This window comes from Candidatus Cloacimonas sp., from assembly GCA_035403355.1.
Classification (GTDB): domain Bacteria; phylum Cloacimonadota; class Cloacimonadia; order Cloacimonadales; family Cloacimonadaceae; genus Cloacimonas.
Genome location: DAONFA010000024.1, coordinates 1 through 21712, shown reverse-complemented (window position 1 = coordinate 21712; position 21712 = coordinate 1). Strand labels below are relative to the sequence as shown.

Annotated in this window: 12 protein-coding genes; all 12 read right to left on the bottom strand. The window is 39.0% G+C overall.

The window, feature by feature from the left end; genetic code table 11:
* Window positions 1–201: 201 nt before the first annotated feature.
* The 12 genes from PLE33_06790 to PLE33_06735 all read right to left on the bottom strand — a co-directional run bounded on the left by PLE33_06790 (window position 202) and on the right by PLE33_06735 (window position 21102).
* The gene (locus PLE33_06790; GenBank protein ID HPS60954.1) at window positions 202–2049 is read right to left on the bottom strand and encodes an SBBP repeat-containing protein; all 1848 of its coding nucleotides are present in this window, start codon (window positions 2047–2049) and stop codon (window positions 202–204) included.
* Window positions 2050–2538: 489 nt separating this feature from the next.
* The gene (locus PLE33_06785; GenBank protein ID HPS60953.1) at window positions 2539–3105 is read right to left on the bottom strand and encodes an indolepyruvate oxidoreductase subunit beta; all 567 of its coding nucleotides are present in this window, start codon (window positions 3103–3105) and stop codon (window positions 2539–2541) included.
* Window positions 3102–4709, bottom strand: a complete 1608-nt coding sequence (locus tag PLE33_06780) for a thiamine pyrophosphate-dependent enzyme (GenBank protein HPS60952.1) — start codon at window positions 4707–4709, stop codon at window positions 3102–3104. The genes PLE33_06785 and PLE33_06780 overlap by 4 nt, the downstream gene beginning before the upstream one ends.
* Before the next feature lie 29 nt (window positions 4710–4738).
* A complete protein-coding gene (malQ, locus tag PLE33_06775; protein ID HPS60951.1) occupies window positions 4739–6199 on the bottom strand; it encodes a 4-alpha-glucanotransferase in 1461 nt (486 codons plus the stop codon).
* Window positions 6199–7200, bottom strand: coding sequence for a DNA polymerase III subunit delta (gene holA, locus PLE33_06770; GenBank protein HPS60950.1), 1002 nt, complete (start codon window positions 7198–7200; stop codon window positions 6199–6201). Before holA ends, malQ begins: the two co-directional genes overlap by 1 nt.
* Window positions 7200–8015 carry an undecaprenyl-diphosphate phosphatase gene (locus PLE33_06765; GenBank protein HPS60949.1) on the bottom strand — a complete coding sequence of 272 codons (816 nt, stop codon included), beginning with the start codon at window positions 8013–8015 and terminating at the stop codon, window positions 7200–7202. The genes holA and PLE33_06765 overlap by 1 nt, the downstream gene beginning before the upstream one ends.
* 10 nt (window positions 8016–8025) lie before the next feature.
* Complete coding sequence (locus PLE33_06760) at window positions 8026–9315, bottom strand: divergent polysaccharide deacetylase family protein (GenBank protein ID HPS60948.1); 1290 nt, start codon at window positions 9313–9315, stop codon at window positions 8026–8028.
* The gene (locus PLE33_06755; GenBank protein ID HPS60947.1) at window positions 9299–10138 is read right to left on the bottom strand and encodes a hypothetical protein; all 840 of its coding nucleotides are present in this window, start codon (window positions 10136–10138) and stop codon (window positions 9299–9301) included. Before PLE33_06755 ends, PLE33_06760 begins: the two co-directional genes overlap by 17 nt.
* Window positions 10139–10241: 103 nt before the next feature.
* The gene (locus PLE33_06750; protein ID HPS60946.1) at window positions 10242–11720 is read right to left on the bottom strand and encodes a hypothetical protein; all 1479 of its coding nucleotides are present in this window, start codon (window positions 11718–11720) and stop codon (window positions 10242–10244) included.
* On the bottom strand, window positions 11717–14644 hold the full coding sequence (locus tag PLE33_06745; GenBank protein ID HPS60945.1) for a tetratricopeptide repeat protein: 2928 nt from the start codon (window positions 14642–14644) through the stop codon (window positions 11717–11719). The genes PLE33_06750 and PLE33_06745 overlap by 4 nt, the downstream gene beginning before the upstream one ends.
* Window positions 14645–14660: 16 nt before the next feature.
* Entirely contained in the window at window positions 14661–20144 is a 5484-nt protein-coding gene (locus PLE33_06740) for an ATP-binding protein (protein ID HPS60944.1), read from the bottom strand.
* Window positions 20145–20214: 70 nt separating this feature from the next.
* The gene (locus tag PLE33_06735) at window positions 20215–21102 is read right to left on the bottom strand and encodes a lysophospholipid acyltransferase family protein (GenBank protein ID HPS60943.1); all 888 of its coding nucleotides are present in this window, start codon (window positions 21100–21102) and stop codon (window positions 20215–20217) included.
* Window positions 21103–21712 lie beyond the last annotated feature (610 nt).

Below are 21712 nucleotides of genomic sequence, written 5' to 3'. Positions count from 1 at the left end.
GGGTTGATTAAGGAGTAATACACGAGCTGAAGTAAGAAAGAAATGAGAAAAAGAAATGGTACCGGCGCTCGCTGTAGCGCCGAATAAAAACGGCGGAATGTGTACCGGCGCTCGCTGTAGCGCCGAAACGGCGGAACGGCGTCCGCCGGTACTAAAAATGGCGGAACGGCGTCCGCCGGTACATAAAACGGTTACCTATCTTTATTTCAATAGGACTGCTTTCTTGATATAATTTTCCTTTCCCGCCTGCATTCTAATGTAGTAAATACCGGAACTGCACAAGCAGCCATTATTATCCTCTCCTTCCCAAGTTAGTTTATAACTTCCCTGCTTTTTATATCCAAATGCAAAACTACGCACTAATTGCCCCCGGTTATTATAGACCTCAATTTTCACATCTGCGGGTTTACTAATTTCATAGTTAATAGTCGTAAGGGGATTAAACGGATTAGGGTAGATAGAACGGATACCATTAAAGGATATAATATCAGGTAAACTTATACTATTTCCTTCTCCTAATTTAGCAACAAAGATGTCAAAATCCCCACTACCGGTTAAGGTAGTAGCTCCGAAGGTAGCACTACTATAAAAACAACCTGTAACATAGCAGTTTCCATTGGCATCAACAGCAATGCCATAGCCATAATCATAACTTGTTCCCCCGGCTTGCTTTGCCCAGAGCCAATTACCGTTACTATCCAGCTTGGCAATAAAGATATCGTTCTCTCCACTGCTTGTTAAGGTAGTAGTGCCGAAGGTAGCACTACCATAAAAAGAACCAGTCACATAGCTATTTCCGTTGGCATAAAAAGAAATACTACTACTAAAATCATCACTTGTTCCCCCGGCTTGTTTTGCCCAGAGCCAGTTACCGTTATTATCCAGCTTGGCAACAAAGATATCCCAATATCCACTGCTGGTTAATGTAGTAGAACCAAAGGTAGCACTACTATAAAAATAACCTGTAACATAGCTGTTTCCATTAGCATCAACAGCAATACTACAACCTGAATCATAACTTGTTCCTCCTGCTTGCTTTGCCCAGAGCCAGTTACCATTACTATCCAGCTTGGCAATAAAGATATCGTTCTCTCCACTGCTGTTTAAGGTAGTAGTGCCGAAGGTAGCACTACTATAAAAACAACCTGTAACATAGCTGTTTCCATTAGCATCAACAGCAATGCTATTGCCCCCATCATTACTTGTTCCTCCTGCTTTCTTAGCCCAGAACCAGTTACCGTTACTGTCCAGCTTGGCAACAAAGATATCATTATAACCACTACCACTATTTGTTAAAGTTATAGTGCCGAATGAACAACTACTACTTTTAAACTGACCGTTAACATAGCTGTTTCCATTGGCATCAACAGCAATACTCCAGCCATAATCATCACTTGTTCCCCCGGCTTGTTTTGCCCAGAGCCAGTTACCGTTGCTATCCAGCTTAGCAACAAAGATATCACAACTACCACAGCTGGTTAAAGTAGTAGTGCCAAAGGTAATACTACTACTATAAAAACAACCGGTAACATAGCTGTTTCCGTTGGCATCAACAGCAATGCTATTGCCAGATTCAAAATCTGTTCCCCCTGCTTGCTTAGCCCAGAGATAGTTCTTATTGCTATCCATCTTAGCAACAAAGATATCAGAGCTTCCACTGCTGGTTAATATAGTAGAACCAAAGTTAGCACTACCAGAAAAACAACCTGTTACATAGCTATTTCCGTTGGCATCAACAGCAATGTTATAACTTACATCACTACTTGTTCCCCCGGCTTGTTTTGCCCAGAGCCAATCCTCATTTTGGGCAAAGAGAGCTATTGTGCAGAGAGCTAAGATAAAAAGTAGATATGTCTTTTTCACGGTATCCTCCCGTAGAGTTTTTTCTTTTGCTTGATAATCATCAAATACAGGGTTAAAATAGGTATATTTATGTTCTGTAGAAAGAGAAATAGTAATCTGCTTGGCTTTGTTAAGATAAACATAATAATGTTCGGTAAATACGGCAATGCGTTCTGGTCTTTTAATATTACCATTTTTTCCATCCATCCTCTTAGAAATTATGCATAATTACTTATATAATTTTGGGGAAAAATCTGTCAAGTTTTTTTGGGTGCAGGCAAGGTAAAATGAGAGAAAAGAAAAAAATTAGGGCTGGAATTTTACGAGGGGCTTTCTTGGTACCGGCGGACGCTGTTCCGCCGTTTTTTATTCGGCGCTACAGCGAGCGCCGGTACACATACCACCGTTGTTTATTCGGCGCTACAGCGAGCGCCGGTACAAATACCGCCATTTTTTATTCGGCGCTACAGCGAGCGCCAGTACACATACCGCCGTTTTTTATTCGGCGCTACAGCGAGCGCCGGTACAAAAAGCCCCGAGTTTTCTCTCTTTCTCTCAAAGCCAGGAATTATCACTGCCAAATAAACTTTTACGCAATCCATAAAAGCTATTTAGAAGTGACAACTCCTGACTTAAATAGCGGACAAGAAACGATTGGGGACTTCGTTTATTCCGGAAAAGAGAAATGGGTGAGGACTAATTTTCAATACCGGCTTGCAGAGCACGGAGGTTTGCCTCTACGATGGTTTCTCCTTTCGCAGCAAAGATAGTTTTAATTGCTTCGGCAATTTCTTCAAAGCTGAAGCCCAAGTGTTTAATTGCGGCACCCAAAACAACAATATTCATACTCCTGCTGGCATTTTTATCTTTGGCTATGGTATCGGCATTTAGCAGAACATTGTTGGGTATTTTTTTGATTTCCGCATAGATATCTTCTTCCGGGGGATAATTGGGAATATTTTTAAAAGGTGTAGAATTAGTAATAATCCAGCCGTCATCTTTTAAATAGGGCAGGTAGCGTAATGCCTCCAGTGGTTCAACGCTTAAAATCATATCCGCAGAACCAAAAGGAATTAAATCGCTCCAAATTGGTTCATCCGAAAGGCGTAAATGGGATTGCACATCTCCCCCACGCTGACTCATTCCATGCACTTCCGCTTGTTTCAAATTCATTCCGCGTTTAATCGCTGCGGTTCCTAAAATGGCAGCAACGGTTAAAATGCCCTGTCCGCCTACTCCGGCAAGTATTATATCCTTTTTCATTCTGGTGTCTCCAATTTGTTCTTTTTCTTTAAGGTCTGAATGCATTCCCGACGGGCAATTACAACAGAAACACCGTTGTAAGCCAATTCTTCTTTATAGATTTGGATAATTTCGGGATAATTTTTCTTGAGCGGAACAAATACCCGAATGTGTTCTTTTTCCACTCCCAAGCCCAAACAAATATTTTCCAGTTTGCCAAAGCCGGTATAATTTTGTCCACCTGTCATTGCAGTGGTGGAATTATCCAGAATGATAATCATCACATTGGCTTTATCGTAAACGCAATCCAAAAGCCCGGTAATTCCTGAATGGCAAAAAGTGCTATCACCAATAACAGCTACAGCAGGAAGGAGTCCGCTATCGGAAGCCCCTTTTGCCATAGTAATTGAAGCACCCATATCCACACAGGAATTGATGGAATTATAGGGTGGCATAAACCCTAAAGTATAACAGCCAATATCGCTGAAAACATTGCCTCTGCCATATTCTGCCATCACTTCATTCAAGGACAAAAAAGTATCGGAATGAGGACAACCTACGCATAAGGCAGGAGGTCTGCCAACTACAATTTCAGGAACAGTCCTACCCATTGTATCAGGTAAAGAAAGCGCTTTAGCAACAAGATTGGGATTAAGTTCGCCCGCACGAGGAAGATAACCATCTAAACGGCCATGAACAGGTTTCAAACCGGGGAAGGCAAAACCTTTAATCATTTCTTCAGCAAAGGGCATTCCTTCTTCAATAACCAGCAATTCATCACAGGTATTATAAAGCTGATGAATTTGCTTTTCCGGTAGAGGGTATTGACATATTTTAAGCACAGGATAAGGAATTTCTTCACCGTGATATGCTTCCCGCAGATAGTTATAAGCCAAGCCGGTAGTAATAATACCTAACTTTGTATTTTTCCCTTCAGAAGTATAGACATTGTAGGCAGAATTTTCGGATTCTGCCAGAAAATCCTTTTGCAGGGAAAGATGATGTTGATACTTTTTTCTGGCAATAGCAGGCAAAAGCATAAACTGAAACATATCTTCCGGCTTCTTCATTTCCTTTTGCGGTAAAGGATTGCGTCTGGTAACCCCGGAACGGGAATGCGCCAAACGCGTTGTTAACCGTAATAGCACAGGAATATGGAACTTCTCTGATAGTTCAAAACCATAAAAAGCCATATCATAACATTCCTGCTGATTACCTGGTTCTAAAACAGGAAGCATTGCAAAATGACCATAATAACGGCTATCCTGTTCATTCTGAGAACTATGCATTGAAGGGTCATCGGCAACGGCAATAATTAAACCACCGCTGGCTCCGGTTACAGCCGAATTCATAAAAGGGTCGGCTGCTACATTTAACCCCACATGCTTCATCGTAACCATCGCTCTTTTTCCTAAAGCGCTCATACCCAAAGCGGTTTCCAAAGCGGTTTTTTCGTTGGAACTCCAAGTGCGGTGAATTTTGTTTTCCTCCGCCTGTTTTGACCTTTGAGCATATTCAATGATTTCCGTGGAAGGAGTTCCCGGATAACCGTAAAAACCTGATATTCCAGCATCCAGAGCTCCCTGAGCAAGGGCTTCATCACCCAAAAGCATAAGTTTTGGCATTTTTTCTCCTTTATATTTAATTTATTTTGCTAAAAAGAATCTTCCAGACGCCACTGCCAGTTTCCTAAAGCGGTGCCAGGAATGTTCATTCTTGCTTCATCCCCCAGTCCTAAAATATCCTGATAAGGAATAATAATCTGTCGGCAACCGGAAGAGAAAGCAATATTGCGCATTATGAGATGAATGTTTTCAGCGTTCAAATGCGCCTGACAATCGCTAAACTGATGTAGAAAACAATATTCCTGTAAATGTTTATAGGATGACGAATCGGGAGAAAGGGATTCAAACCAGCCACGCAGGGTTTGATTATCATGGGTTCCGGTATATAACCATCGTTCCGGAGGGTATTTTTTCACCTCGGGAACGCTTTCTTCAAAACAGAATTGCAACACAATCATTCCCGGAAAACCAAAACGCTCCCGAATACGGCAAACATCATCACTCAAAATACCCAGGTCTTCAGCAATAAAACGCTCTTTCCTAAATTGCTGTAACACAGCGGAAAAGAATTCCTCAGGTAAAGCACGCACCCAGGAACCCTGAATGGCATTTTCAGGTAAAAGAGGTTGACCTGCTTTATCGTGACCCGGCTCTACCTGCCAGAAATTCACATAACCGATAAAATGGTCTAACCGTAAAATATCAAGGTAATCAAGGGCTTGTTTGATTCTCTCCAAAAAAAGTCCGAAACCATCCTGCTGCAAAACTTCCCAACGGTAAAGAGGATTTCCCCAAAGCTGACCCCTTTCCGCAAAAGCATCTGGTGGGACACCGGCAAAATGTAAACGCCTGCCTTGTTCATCCAAATCAAAATATTCCTGATGAGCCCAAACCTCGGCGCTATCGTAAGAAAGATATAGAGGCAAATCGCCTATCAGAATTATTCCAAGTTCCTGCAAATGTTCTTTAAACCAGGATAATTGTTCTGCCAGCATAGCTTGCGTAGCAGCACGCAGGTTAAAATAGGAGGTATCCAGCAGGCGGACTTTTTGATAGAGTTTTTCGTTGAAGTGGCGATGCTCTTCATTCCAGTTATACCAGCAGGTATCATTATAGAATTTACTTAAAGAAAGAAAGGTTAAATAGGGTTTCAAGTAAGCTGCTTTTTCTTCAATAAAATCATTCAGGTTGTTAGTTAGCATCCAGTTGGCAGTTGCTTGAGCCAGCATTTTATCTTTCTGGGTATAGACCTGTTCATAACGGGTAATATTACCACGGGGAATTTTTACTGTATCCAGCATTAACTGATTGATATAACCCTGTTGATAGAGAAGTTCCGGACTGATGAAATAGGGATTTAAGGCAAAAGCGGAAAGAGGATTATAAGGGGAATTGCCATAACCGCAATGAGTTATAGGTAGTATCTGCCAGTAAGTATGCCCTTCCGTTTTCAGGTATTCGGCAAAACGGATTGCTTCCGGTCCGAAATCGCCAATTCCGAAATCGGAAGGAAGCGAACTGATATGCAATAAGATACCGGTTTTCCGCATTAGGTGTCCAGAATTTTGAGTAAGCAATTGCAGAGCAAAATTTGCGGCTCAGCAACGCTTAATTTAAACTGCTGGTCGGTCTCCAGCAGGTAAGTAAATATTTTCTCCAGCGCCGAAATATGATACGAATGAGATAAACCTAAAATTTCTTTCCGCTGAGTAGCATAGAAATCGTTAAGATGTTTGGCAATAATTTCATTATCCGAGATATGGTTTTTTTTCAGGAGCAGGATTTTCCAGATGTTAGTATAGAATTTATTCAGGTGAAACAGTATTTGTAAGGGCTCCCAATCCGCAAAAAGCATTTTATCCATTGCCTCAATTGCCTGTTTTGTTTGTTTTCTACCGAGCGCCCGATAAAAGTCAATCAAAGTTCCGATACGGGTTGTTCCTAAACTCTTGTCTATATCGTTTTCAGTGATTGTTTTGCGGCTTCCGGTAAATAAATCCAGCTTGGTTAGTTCATTTGAGGCATTATAATAATCCAGTTCAATGCGATTTATAAATTCTTCAATTGCTTTAGCCGTCATAGTTTTATTAATCTCTTTCAATGCCTTATCCAGCCAGGCACGGATGGCACCACCGTAAGGAGGTGGTTCACAGCTGATAATTTGAGTGCCTGCTTTAATTTTCTTCCAGTTATCGTATCGGGCATCAATTTTTTCAGCAACGATAGCTAAACTCTGGATTTCCGAAGGAGAAGCAAAATATTCCGCTAATATAGTCAGTTCCTTGGGCTTAAGCATTTCTGTTTTTTTGATGATGATTAACTTAGCTGTAGAGAAAATGGAAAAAGTATCCAGCTGTTCCGTAAGCTCAGGGCTTTTAACTTCGTCACCATAGATTATTACTGTATCCACATTATCCTTTTTTTTCAGTTTGGCTCTGATGGTATCCAGAACTTTATCCACCAGATAGGAATCTGTACCGGTCAGCAAATAGGAATTTCCCAGCCGAACTTTATCAGCAGTAAAATCCAAGGCAAAAATAGGATTGTCCATCAATAACCCAAAGCAATCAAAACAATAGAAAGGGAACCAATTACAAAGCAATAGACAGCAAAGTATTTCAACCGGCTGACCTCAATTAAACGAATTAAAAAGGCAATAACCAGATAACCGGCAAGAAAGGAACAAACAAAACCGGCAAAATAGTTCAATAACTGCTGCGTTTCCAGTTTAGTAAATTTCTCATACTCAGATAACGCACCCGCCAAAATTGCCGGAATGCTTAGTAAAAAAGAATATTGCGCTGCATCCTTGCGTTTCATTCCAGTAGCCAAAGAACAGGCAATCGTAGTTCCGGAACGGGAAATACCAGGCATAATTGCAATGCCCTGTCCTATTCCAATTATTACGGAACGCAAAAAACCGATATTGGAAGCAGGAATACCTTTATCTATGAAATAATCGGAAACCAAAACAATAATTCCGGTAACAATTAAAAAGATAGCTACCACCATCGGCATTGCAAAAATCGCTTCTTCATAATTTCCGAACAGTAGATATATAACTCCCGTTACTACAGTAGAAATAATTAGATAATATATCAGGGTGCGATTTTTACGGTGCTGTTCCCGATTTACGGTATTGCCCCAGGAAAACACCGATTTTATTAGTTCCCAGAGAGTTTTACGAAAAAAAACCAGCACGGCAAGTAGCGTTCCTAAATGCATAAAGAGTTCAAAAGCGATGTTTTCATTATCTCCAATACCCAAAAAATGCTGTGCTAAGACCAAATGGCCTGAGCTGCTAACCGGAATAAATTCCGTTAACCCTTGTAATATACCCATCAGGATTGCCTGAATTAAACTCATAAATTAACCTCTAAAGTATGGAAGGGACATTATATTTATCTATTTCATTAAGTGGAATCAAAGTGAAACCTGCAGCTTTCAGACGGTTGATAATGCTTTTTAAGTAATCCAGCTTATCGCTATTGTGACAATGAGTAATAGCAATCACATTCTGATTACGATTGGAAAGCTCTATTATCTGATTTAATTTGGCATCCATAGTGGATTGACTGATATTGGGAGAATCCAGAAATAAATCATTACGATAAGACCGGAGATGATTCTTTTGGGCTATGGAATATGCCACGGAAACATTAGTTGTGCGACTGTCCAAATAAAATTTATTGTATTTCTTCAAGGTAGCCATCACAGCATTCATCACATCTTCATCCGTGGTTGCCAAACTACCCATGTGATTATTCACTCCTTCGCAATAGGGCAATTGTTCTATAAAGCGAGAAAGAATTTTATCAATCTGATGAGCATCATATTGAACTAAAATGGGATTCTTTCCAGGATTAACTTCCGGGTAACCAATGGGTTCCATCGGAATATGAATGATAGCTAAACGACCCTGTTCCTTTGCCAGGTTCATTGTTTGAACGCTGAACTGTTCATCTGGAATAATGGCAAAGCAGATTTCTTTATCCAGAGCCAGAAAACCGGAAAGCAGTTCTCCTCCAATTGTTCCGAAATCATCTACAACGATAGTAATAGTCCGCTTTTTCTGCTTGTTTTGGTATAGATTGCTATCGTAATAGATATTTATCTGATACTGTTTAGCACTATCGGGAAAACTGAAGAGTAATGTCTGCTTTCCTTTCGTGTCCGTCCCTTTGATGAATTTAGCTCCGTTGCGTTCCAGTTCACCTTTGAATATCATATTCGCATACACAAGGTCCATTTCCGATTTATCTATAGGAACATTGAACACGGTTACATTTTCTACATTACGTTTACGGAAATAGGATTTGGGAATCCCCAGTTTATTAATTGTAGCAGTAATAGCCGTTTCCGGCGTATGTTCTATAGTTTCCGAGACCTCAGCTGCCGATTTAGAATCCTGAACCGAACTTTTTGCTCCGCCTTTAGTTATCGCTTTCCCTGCTTTTTTCGCTTTCTTCTTCTGTTTTTGCGGTTTATCTTTCTTTTGTTCAGTAACGATATTAGCGTTTTGCGCTGAACTTTTAGGAACCGGTTCTGAGGTGATAAACCATATAAAGAACGAGCATATTACTCCTGCCAGAATAAAAATGCCCAGATTACCGTCTTTTCTGCGTCTCTTCACTCTGTGCAGTTTCTTTTTACGCACCTTGGGCATCAGCAGACCTCACCACTTTGGCAAAAGGAAGAAAGTAATTCAGCAGGTATTGCATAAACCGGATAATAGGAAAGAAGAATAAATTGGAAACAAGAAAAGCACCTGCTAAAACCAATACATTGATAAATATATCTCCAATAGAAACAAAGGGATATAGCTTAAAAAACAAAAATATACCGGTGGAATTGCCAATATTCGTTATACAAGGAACTAATACAAAACGCAAGATTATCTGATATAAGCGAATTGAAAAATACACCAGTAATACTGTTATCAAGATATACCGCAGGAGCATTAGCTTATTTTTCCGCGCCCAGGAAAAAAACGCCTTGATAGCTCTTGGATGACCATACTGCCTTTGATAAAAAGGGGTTAAAACCACATTCCATAAGTAATGATAAAGAATAAGTAACACCGTGTAGAGCTTAAACAGCAATACAAGACCGGATTTTACCGTCCCCCTTATCCCGTAAAAATAGGTTAGAAAAGTGGAAACAGCATAGATAACTAAACCAATTAAGACCAATGCCATCACACTTACATTGAACTGAATAGCCAAATCCAAATACTCATTATTGGTGCAGTTATAAAGTAACTTGATTTTTATCAGCATAAAGAAACTAAAAACGAAGATAATGAGGAAAGCAAGCAAGGGTAAATAATGCATCCTAAAACTAAGCAAACTGGTAGCTGAAGATAGTAAACTGCCACTATCTATCCAATACAGTAAAGTGATGGGAGCAACAAAAATCTGCATCCCGTTATAATCACCAAACAGGGCATTGATTATGCCCTTAATTATTTTAGCATACCGTAACTGCATTATCTTCCTTTATATTAAGGTTGCTTTCCCTTGTCTTGCACTTATGGAAATCTGTCAATTAAAATAAGGACGGAGGACAGGTGTCCAGTCCTTTCGCATCACGCTAAAACCGGTGTTTCAAGCCAATATAGAAGTTGCGTCCTTTACCCGGTTGTTCAGAAAAGACCCATTCTTTACGATTAAAGAGATTAGCAAGTTGGGCATAAACAGCAGAGTTATCCTTGTGATATTCTGCACCTACATTCAGGATTATAGCTTCAGGCATATCGTTTCCATTATGGTCTTTAGTAAAATAGTGTTGCAAAATGTCCAGGTTGAAAGTCCAGAAATTATAACTATAGGCAAAGCGGGAATCCATATTTAAAACAGGACGATAGGGAGCCCGAGCATAGTTCTCTTCGGTTAGATAGGCAAATTCTAATTCCAAACCTTGATGAATATTTAGCTTATCCAGTTTAAAAAATGCCTCTATCGTAGTTATATCAGAAAATACATCAGTGTAGCGCAAAGTTGGAATACGATAATTACCTGTGCTTATTAAAATCGGGCTATCAATCTCGTAGCGCAAGTTATTTTGGAGATTTAAGCGACCTAAGGAAAAATTCAATTTCTGAGGATAGAGATATTCCATATCGGCTTTCAGGTTCAGCGGTATCTTTTTTAGCTTATGTGCATCGCTAAAGGAAATCCAAGGTGTCGCTTCCAGAAAAGAAAGGTATTCATTACCTTCCAGAATGGGGAAATTACTAATACTTAAAACACCCCAACCTGTTATCGGATTGCGATATAAAAATTCCAGCGAAGGAACAAGAGTATAGGCATCCGCCAGAAAATGAAGTCCCGGATTCAATATTTCCATAAATTCGCCGTTATATACAGGTGCAATCTGGATTCCTGCATCCCCGGATTGAACCAGCAATTTTGTTTTCCAGCTCAGCCAATCTTCCTCCAGGCGTGCAGCCAGATATACATCAATATAATTACGCTTATAGGGATTTTTCAGGTTTTTCTGATAGAGATAGCTATACCCCAATTTAGTGGATATATCATTAACGGACACTTCTCCCAAGGTTAAATCCGGGCGGTGATGACTAAAAGTGAAATCCAAAACAGTATTGGCAAAGCTATCCGCTTGCGAAGAGACATTTTGAAAACGGAAAGAAAGAGGAAAATCCGCATTTATTTGAGTTCCCATAAAAAGATTGTTCCTCACGGAAAGCATTTCGGAAAGGGGAGAACGCATATCCAGTTTGTAGGTAAGCGCATTTAGAATTGAGCTGTCCGGATAATAGCTGACAAAACTATTGAGCCCGAAATCCATATTTCCTTCAAATTGCAGATAACTGCGATGTTTCATTGCTGGAAGTGGTTTGGGCTTTTCCTGCAAAGGAACTCCGGGGGGAACAAAAGCCGGTAAGCTATCCCCCATATTGAGCTCAGGAGAAAATAGCAATGAGCGTTTATAGAGATAGGGTTTGAAGGAACTCTCCCCGGTGATAGTGATATCGGGAAGTTCCTGTGTTTGTGCAACTAAGAGCGATAAAGTGACAACAAGCGAGAAAGTTAACAGGATGCGTTTCATTGATTTTCCTCCAAAAGTTCAAGCAATACCTTCTTTTCTGCTTCCTCCAGTTCTGTTTCGTATTTGGTGAAGAATGCCTCCGCTTCCGTTCTGGCTTCAGATTCCAGCAGGGAAAGCACAATATAAAATACTGCCTTACTACGAATATCTTTGTATTCGGGAAACAACACTACCACCTTTTTGAAGGTAGCGATAGCCGCAGGATAGGATTGATTACAGTAATCAACCATTCCCATCACCAGGAAGGCAGTAGCGTGGTCAAAAGTTGAGAGATTATTATTGATAATAAATTCAGCCAATTGTTTAGCTTCTTCAAAACGCTGGCTGCTGTAAAGTTGCCTTAGCCGGATAACATTTACTTCGGGATGATTTTTAAGGTAGGTGGCTCCCAAAGACCAGAATTCGTCAAAGCTCTCATAGTTATTGGCTTCGGAGCACTCCAGCAGTTTTACCCATATCTCGCTATCAGCTTTATTCTTATAGGCAAGCAGGTATTTTTCCTGTGCCGAGGAATAATTACCGGTAATAAATTCCAATTCCGCCCATTTCAACAGTGCTTTGTTATCTTTACTGTTAGCATATAAATCTGCAAGCAGGGTATCGGCTTCGGCATATTGATTCAATTCTATCAGTGCAGTAGCCATCAACAGGTCAATATCTTCTTTTTTTTGCTGCGGAAATTCAGCTCTAATTTTTTCAGCGCTGGTAATTAATTCCGCCCATTGTAATTCATCCGCATAGACCTTCACCAGAATATAGTTTAATTCAAATTTAAGATATTCACTGAAGAAAGAATCAGGCAAAACAAGCAGTTCAGCCAGAATTTCATCTTTATTGTCCAAGCGTTTTAAAGCCAGTTCCAAACCTACTAAGGCATCGTGAATGGTAGCCAGCTGTTTTTCGTTAAACTGAGTTGTATTGCGGAAGCGAGAAAGAAGATTTATCCAGTCGTCCACAGCTCTGGCATAATTTCCCATATTGTAATAGGCATTGGCTATCTCAGCAAGAGCATCCAGAAAATAGGTGGACTCCGGATATTTATCTATAAAATCGTCATAAAGCTCTAAAGCCAGGTGATAATCTCTGGCAGCAAAAGCAGATTTGGCAGCCAGATAAAGATAGGTATCGGGACTTTCTTTAGAGCTGGAAAGTTTCAAGTATAATGCTGACGCCTCTTTAAACTTTTTCATTTGATACAGGCAAAGAGCTCTATAGCTTTGGGCTTCAATTTTCCGCACATTATCGGTTGCATAACCCTCCGCCAGAAAGAACTGGTCTAAAGCAGGAGCATAATTTTTCTTTGCCAGCATTATATTCCCTTTCAAAAGACAAACATCGTAATTGGGAACAATATCTTTCAGAAAACCTTCGCTCTGGTCATAATCACCCAAATAGTAATAAATCTGTGCAAGACGCAAAGAGATCAACTCATTGCCTGGATTTTTAGCATATAAAGAGAGATATTTTTCCAGCGCCAGATTGTAATTTGCCAAATAGAAATCCATCTCTGCCAAATAGTAAACTGCTTCATTGCAATACTGAGAATCGGGATAGGAGACAGTAAGTTCGGTAAAATTGGTTTTCGCCTGCAGATAATCTTTTTCCTGAAAGCTGAGATAGCCCAGATAAAAATATGCCTTATCTCTATGAATTCCGGTAGGATAGCGATTTAGATAACGGTTAAAAGCGTCTTTTGCCATAGCACTATTTCCGGCAGCATAAAATGCTTCTCCAATTAAAAAATCAATTCTGCCGTTCAATTCCCGCGTGGTCTCGTAATTTCTGGCTTGCCCCAATTGCCTGATAGCATCAGTATAGTTTCCCTGCTGAAAGTAAAAATAGCCCAAAGTATAATATAATTCGGCTTTCATCAGGTCATTAGTTGCCTGTTTCAGATAGGTCTGTAACTGTTCAATAGCAGAAGAAGGATTTCTGCGGAAAAGCAGTTTTAAGCGTTCCAAATAGGCAGGAACTGCAATTTCCGCCTTACCGGAAGTTACCAGAACAGTCAAAAGGGAATCTGCCTGTTGTTCTTTTCCTTCATTTATCAGCAATAGCGCCTGGTAATATTGAAATTGCAAAGAGGATTCCTTTATATTTTGCAAGAAATAGGCAGTAGATGTATAATCGTTAGAACATAAAGCCCGTCTGATTCTGATATCTACAATTTCGGGAACGAAAGCGGTTGCCTCCAGATTATAGACCTTCACAAAATTGTCAAAATCATCGTAACGCTCATTTACTAAGAGATATTCCAGCCAATTCTTAAGGTAATTTAAGAAGTATGTATCTTTAGGGGTTTGCGTTTTAAGTAGTGCTAATGCTTCCGGTTCTTTTTCCAAAGCCAGATAAGTTAAAAACAGGGAATAGTGCAGTTCTTCATTATCGGGAAAGCTTTTTACTGCCCGCAAGTATGCTTTTTCAGCAGAATAATATTGGCCCGAGCTGTAATATATATCTCCTCTTAAGCTGTTCGCAGATTCAAGATAGATAGGGTTGCCGGTTTCATTTTCTAAACGCTGTAGCAGCTTCAGAGCAGGGTCAAATTGTTTTAAGCGGGAAAGGCAGTAAGCATAATTCAGAATTATTTCGCAGTGGATATTCTGATTGATATGGGTATCCAGAAGCGATTTATAAATTGCAATTGCGGATTCATACGCTTTTGCTTCCATTGCCAGGTTACCTTCAATAAACCGGATATAAGGTAAATAAGCCGATTCCGGATAGGAAGCTTTAAATTGGGTAATTTCCTTGCTCAGGTTTAGAGAATCACCTTCTTTATAAAGTTCAGTAATATAGCGATAAGCATATAATTCGCTGTTACTTGCAGCCATCATAGGCACATCATTTTGCGGAGTAATATATTCTGCAAAACAGAAACAAGCAAGAAGCAGGATAGAGGGCAAAAGAAATAATCTTTTCATAAGTTAGTGCTCTCACCTAAATATTTTGTTTTAAGGGGATGGTTACAAACACAGTAGTTCCTTCATTTTCTTTGCTTTTAATCCATATTTTGCCACCGTGCAGTTCAGCAATGCGTTTGGAAGTGGCAAGTCCCAAACCCAAACCGCTACTGCGATATTCAATAGTTCCAGATTTATGAGCATATATTTCGTTTAGTTCGTAAAACTTGCGAAAAACATTCTGAAGTTGATATTCCGGAATACCAATGCCGTTATCCTGCACATAGAGGACAAGGGTTTCTTTTCCGTCTATTTTTTCACTTTGGAAAGCAGATTTGCGTGCTCCGATGATAACAGTGCCAAAGTCGTTAGTAAAGCGAATAGCATTCAACACCAAATTGTAAATCATCAAATGGAGCGCTTCCCAGTTTGCTTTTATCGGGCGTAAATCCTTCTCTATCTCCAATTTTATAAACATCTTGCGTTTGCGGGAAAGGATTTGCACTTCCTGATAAACGATTTCCAAAATTTCTTGAACCGAAAGAGAAGAAAAGGGCAGGGATTTGGCTAAGTTATATGTATTAAGTGTAGTTATATCATTAGTAGTTAAGATAAGTTTTTTTACCGAATTCTCAATTTTATCTATGATATCCTTTTTCTCCTCTTTATCTGCAAAGAGATTGCGTTTCAGACGAGTGATATAACCCTGTAGAGTAGTTAAGGGAGTATTTAGTTCATGGGCAACGATTGCCATAAATTCGTCCTTCAACATCTCAAAGGTATTCAGTTCATTATTTTTTTGCAGCAGATTTTCGTAGAGCATTGCATTTTTAAGAGCAATAGTAATCTGTTCCAGGAGCAGCTTTATAATTTCAATATTCAGATACATTTCCCGGGTATTATCATTCATATTATCCAGATAGATATAGCCGTAAACGGTATTATCCACAACAACAGGAGCACAAAAGATACTGTGCAAAACATAATCCTGAACGCTAATGGCACTTTTAAAACGATTATCTTCCACCGCATTAAAAGTAGAAACAATTTCCTGGGTGTTTTGCGATAAACTAAGAACTGTTTTGCTAACACCTGAAACATTGGGCAGGATTTGTTTATCGGAATTAAGCTGCACTTTGTAAACAATTGCTCCATCGCTATCCCGTTTAATTAGAAAACCTCTGGTGGCATTAGTAAAATCTATGCAGGCAGAAACAATAGCTCCTTCCAGTTCGTGCAGATTCACAATTCTCATTAATTCGTGGCTTATGAACATCAATTGATTCATTTTTTCTATGCGTAAGGTAATTTGGCTGAAATCCTCAATTCTTACCAGCAGAGCTGAAAGGTGTTGTTTAGTAGTTCTCATCAGGTATATTTCCTGTTTCGTAAATGGCATTTCACCTTTATCGGAAAGCAAAAGGAACCCTATTCTTTTAGAGCCGATTTGAAATGGAACAAGCATTAAATGACGATTATTTTGTTCCAGTAAAATTAAGCCGTCTGTTTTATATGCTCTTTCAATTGAGGGCATCAATTCTGTATTGATTAAATCATCCTTTCCGGTATTATAACTGAGAAAACAGGTATAGGATGATATTTTCTCCGAATATTGCATCAGCCAGAATTGCCAGGGAGAAAGAACTTGCAAGAGCCCTTTCTCTATCAGGTATTTAATTCTTTCAATGCTGTGAATATTCGTTATATTATATAGCAGTTCATTCCATTTTTTCACTAAATCCCGGCTGCGTGAAACAAGCGGCAGGAGGTTGAAGTTCTTCAGGTTTTTAAGGTAATAAAGATTAATGTTCAGGTAGTTCTGTCTATCATCGGAACTGATATTGGCTGTAATTTGTTCCAGATATTCCTTGTATTTACTAAATTCAATTTCCGCCAAATCATCCTGTTTCAATTCTATAAGTATTTGTAATTTTATTTGATACAGTTCCACATTCAGCTGGTAATAGGCATATTTCTGCCAGGAATCCAGATAATCATTCACCTGCCTTAAAATAGAGCGTAAAGGGATATCGGCATCCAGGAAGTCAAACTTCAGCGAAAGAATCTCCAGCTCGCATTGCCAATAGAAATAATGATTATCTTTAATAATAGGCAAAGCAATTTCCATCAGCTCCCGAGCGCGTTCAATATCTTTCAAACCGTAGTAACAGCGAATTTGCAAAACATAGAAAACGGCTATGGCATAATTATTGTTGATTTCTCCGGCGTGTCTTAAAGCAATCTTCAGTTCGTTCAAGGCACGCTCAAAATTCTTTTCTGTCATAGCAGTTAAAGCCAAAGCGTTATGATAAAATTCCTCTTCGTGAATATGTTTATAATTGAGATGCACATTCCGGGTGAGTAGTTTTTGCAGCTTTTTAGCATTTCCTGTTTCGTGCAGATAGTAAAAATAGGTCTTTACCAGGGGATTCATTTCTTTAATATGTCCAGCCATCAATTCAGGTTCATTCTCCAAAATAAAACTGTAGTAATGGCCAAAACCCTCAATCTTGCTTTTAGCTAAGGCAAGATTGCGTTTCACCGCTTGCAGATAGGCATCGCTACCTTTGGATAGAACCAATTCCTGGCATTCCAGAAGTTTCTGTTCCGCCGTTAGAAAATCACCCATTTTTATTTTTGCTTCTCCCTGATTTAATAATGCCAATGCTTTAGACATTGTTAAATTGAGGGTATCAGAATATTGATAGGCAAGCTCGGAATAATGTTCTGAGATAACAGTTAAACCCTGTTTCAGATACAAATCGGAAAGATTGTTGTAAATTAAACCCAGATAGCGTTTGATATTATATCTTTTCCAGATGTTCAAAGCATTAAAAAGATGTTCATCCGCTTCTTCAATCTTTTTCTGTTCACTGTAAAAAACACCTAAATCGTTATGCATAGCTGCCAAACGAATCATTACATTAGTATCGTGTTCTGGAGGTAATTTTTCCAGAAAATCCTCTATGGTCTTAATTGCCATATCCAAATCTTTCTGCAGAGAATAGTAAACCGCTAATCTATCTATAAACGCAATTTGGAGCTCTAACGGCAATTTTTGCTGCAACGCTTTATCTACATAGAATTTCATCTTTTCAGGATTCAGCTTGGTGTAAACCTGAGCATAAGCCAACCAGGCAAGAAGATGCTGCCTTCCCGTAACAGCGTTTTTTTCCGCTTTCTGGAAATTCTTCAGGGCTTTATTCAGGTTTTCAGCCAGAAAATTAACTGTCCCTAAAATGTAGTATTTTTCAAAGAAATCGGCTTGAGCAGCTATCCTTTGCACAATAAATCCGGCACGCTCAAAGAAACCGGTAATTTCCATCTTTTCCTGAAATTTACCAATATCTTCAATTAAATCCTTTAGGGATACTTGCACCACATGATTAAAATCCAAATTCAGAACATTGAGGATAGTTTCAAATGCCTTTTCCTGTTCATTCTCCTCATTCAGCATCGCATAATATTTCAAATAATACTGGCGAGCACAGGCATAATCATTTGCCAAAAAGGAATTGACAATTAAACCGTGACAGGTATCAAAATCCAGAATACTTTCCGAAGCATAAAACTTCAAAACTCTTCTGGATACTAAAATATGCATTCGCTCGTTACATTCGTTATAAAGACGCTCTTTGGCTTCCCTGAAAGTGAAGTAAAAAAGTTTACCTTGTTTTCTTAAAATTTCGTTATAATTACCGTCATTCAACAGGGAATACAATTCAGCATCTTTTATTTTTAGAATATAGAGCATCAATTCCCTCGTTAAAGGTGTTTGAACTACACTTAATTTTTGCAGACGCAGATAGTTATCATCTTTTAAATGACTTAAGCGCGAATATATTGAATGTAACAGGCGAGTGGGTAACTGATAGTCACTAAGGTCTTGTGGATAATGCAATTGCTTATCGTAATAGAGTTTTTTCCGCTGAATTAAATCCACCAATATTTCCACTATGAACTCAGGATTTCCTGCAGAGCGTTTGTATATTTCCTCAATCAAAGTATCGGGCACCGTATTAGCATCTTCCCGTGAAGTAAATTGCATTAATAAACGATGGATATAATTTCTGCTTTCTTCCAGGTTCAAATTCGGAATATTCAGCAAAACAGTGTGCTCAATCTGATTTATTTTATTATAATCGTTGCAGCTGATAACAATCATTATGCGGTGTTTAACGATGTATGAAGACATATAATTGATAAAATCAATTGTATTATGGTGCACATACTGAAAATTGCGGATAAGGAAAATTATTGGCTTATTGCTGGAAAGATCAATCAGCAGTGTCTTTACGGATTCAAAATCCAGTTTCAATTCACTGCTTGTCTGGCTGATTGTTTTCGCCTCCTCTTCCGATTCAAAAAGATAGCGGCGAAATTTTTCTGAAATCATCTGCAGTCCTGCATATTCCTGAAATTCATCTTTACTTAGAGAACGCACGAATTCTTTAATAAGCGCAAAAAAAGCTTCATGGTCTGTCTTAGAACAGGAGTAATCAAAAATAAAGTATTTTCCACTTAGCAGATGATAACGAAAGAGGGACATAATGCTGTCCTTACCCAATCCGTCTCCACCTAAAATGGAAATTATTTTCCCGTTACCGTTTTCTATAGCAGGAATATAATCTAAAAGCTGATGTGAATATTTATCCCGCACCAGATAACTATTAAAATGCAAAGTGTTGATCATAGACCAGGAAACCGAAAAAGAATATTGAACCGGTTGAATGCGATTGATATAATTAACAATTTCCTCACTGCCGGTAAAACGATTATCAGGATTTTGGTCAAGCAGGCGCAAAATGAATTTCTCCAGCGGAAGTGGAATATCCTTATTCAACTCACTGGGGAAATTAGGAATAAAATATTGGTTACCACCTGTAATAAGAGAAGTTATCTGGTCTATGCTGAAAGGGAAACTGCCGGTTGTCAGTTTGTATAAAATAACCCCCAAAGAATAATAATCACTGGCTTTACTGGGTGGTCTTCCCAAATATACTTCCGGAGCCAGATAGGGTAACGAACCGGAGACCGCTTGCGAATCCTTGGGGGTATCAACTTTGGAAAAACCATAATCAATTAGCTTAACGACGATGGAATTTCCTTCCATTTTGAAAAGAACATTCTCCAATTTCAGGTCTTTATGAATAATATTCTGAGTATGCAAAGCATTTAAGGCATAGGAAATCTGGATAGCAATATCGTAAATCAGATTTATTCGGTTTTTACTGAATTTAAAGTGTGAAAGAGGTTTGCCGTCAAAGTATTCGCTGGTAAAATAGATGTGGTCTCCTATATGACCAAAATCTACAACTCTACTCAAATTTGGATGTTCCAGCTTAGTTATACGATGCATTTCTTCAGCGCTGAAACGGGAATATAACTCCTCCGAAGAGATATATTGAAACAGTTTCAGCGTGTATATTTTATCGGTGCGGATATCATGCACCTTGTAAACATTAGCCCAAACCCCCGCACCTAACCTTTCCAAAACCTCATAACGATGGTCTATAAACATTTTACAGCTCCATTATCTGACTGGTTTCCATTTTCCATCCGGAGTGATAGTGCCTGCAATAACATATTTTTCAGGCAAGCATATCATAGGAATGTTTCCACCTTAAGTGAACCCAAAACCACTGTTCCGGATGCTTATGGATTTGTTCTTCCAGAATTTTATCCATTTCTGTCAAAACTATTTTATAGTTCTCTTCCCTATCTTCCAATTCTTCGTGTAAAATAGGGGGAAAAAATTCAAACTGAATTTTATCATCTTCCGCTCTGCGAGCAAAACTGGGAACAATAGGAACCTTATAACGCAAAGAAAGCTTGGCAACCCCTTTCCAGTGCGAAGCCGGAAAACCTAAAAAATCAATCACCAATCCTGAATTACCGGCATTTTGGTCAATAAGAATAGCTACTAATCTATTTTCTCTTAATTCGTGAACCACATCCCGCAATCCTCTTTTCATATTAATAATCCGCATTCCGCAACGCTCGCGAATAGCATTGGTATAATTATCAAACAGATTATTGCGCTGAGGTTTTGCTATTCCGCTGAAAGGAATTCCCGCTTTAGGTAAAACTCTTGCTGCTTCCCAGTTACCATAATGGGCAGTGGCGAGAATTACCCCTCTTTGCAAAGATAATGCATCCTCTATATGCTCTCTGCCTTCAATACGAATATTTCTGTAAAGCTTATCATCATCCTGCAAATAACTTTCATAAACGGATAATGCCATATTACGATATAACTTCCTAATAATTTTTGCCTTTTCCTGCCGGCTTTTTTCCGGATAGACCTTGTTTAGCTGTTTTACGGCAACATTCTTACGAATTCCAAGTCCATAACCGCCCAAAAAGAATAGACCTTTCAGAACAACTTTTGCCACTTCAGCAGGTAAAAGTTTCAGCAAAGCAAGAGCTATCCTGAAAGCAATATATTCTATCCTGTTTTGTATCTTGTGCTTAGACACCTGGTAATCCTTATATAACCAACTTTTATCATAATACCATTATTTCTAACTGCCCTGAACTGACAAGAAATATCTGCTATCAGACAGATTGTTTCTGCTAATTTCATCCCGATTTGGCAGATAAAAGAATAGGATATGACTTTAGGAGGTTTTCACTTACAATTTTCACCTGCCTTTAAGGAAGCCACACCTTACTATCTTTTCGCACTTGCAACCTTTTTTTAGCTGGTCTGAAATCTGAAAAATTGGGAGGTCAAACAAAAGGCAAGCCATTAGCAAATTGACTATTTTTCGTTCTCAAGCAAATCCCGGAATTTTAGCAATAACACTCCGATATGATTCCCGTATCATTCCGGTATCCCGATATGGGAATGATACGGGAATCTCACTCGCAGCAAAACGCAAAAAAACAGGTACTTGTTTGTTTTGACTCTAAACCGATTCTTCTGTGGTTGCAACTATATGCAGAAGTAACAGAATATTTATCTTTTGTCCGATACTGTCAAAGCTGTGAGCGTTTTGACTCTAAACCGATCCTTCTGTGGTTGTAACGAAATGCCGAGGTAACAGAATATTTATCTTTTGTCCGATACTGTCAAAGCTGAAGCTC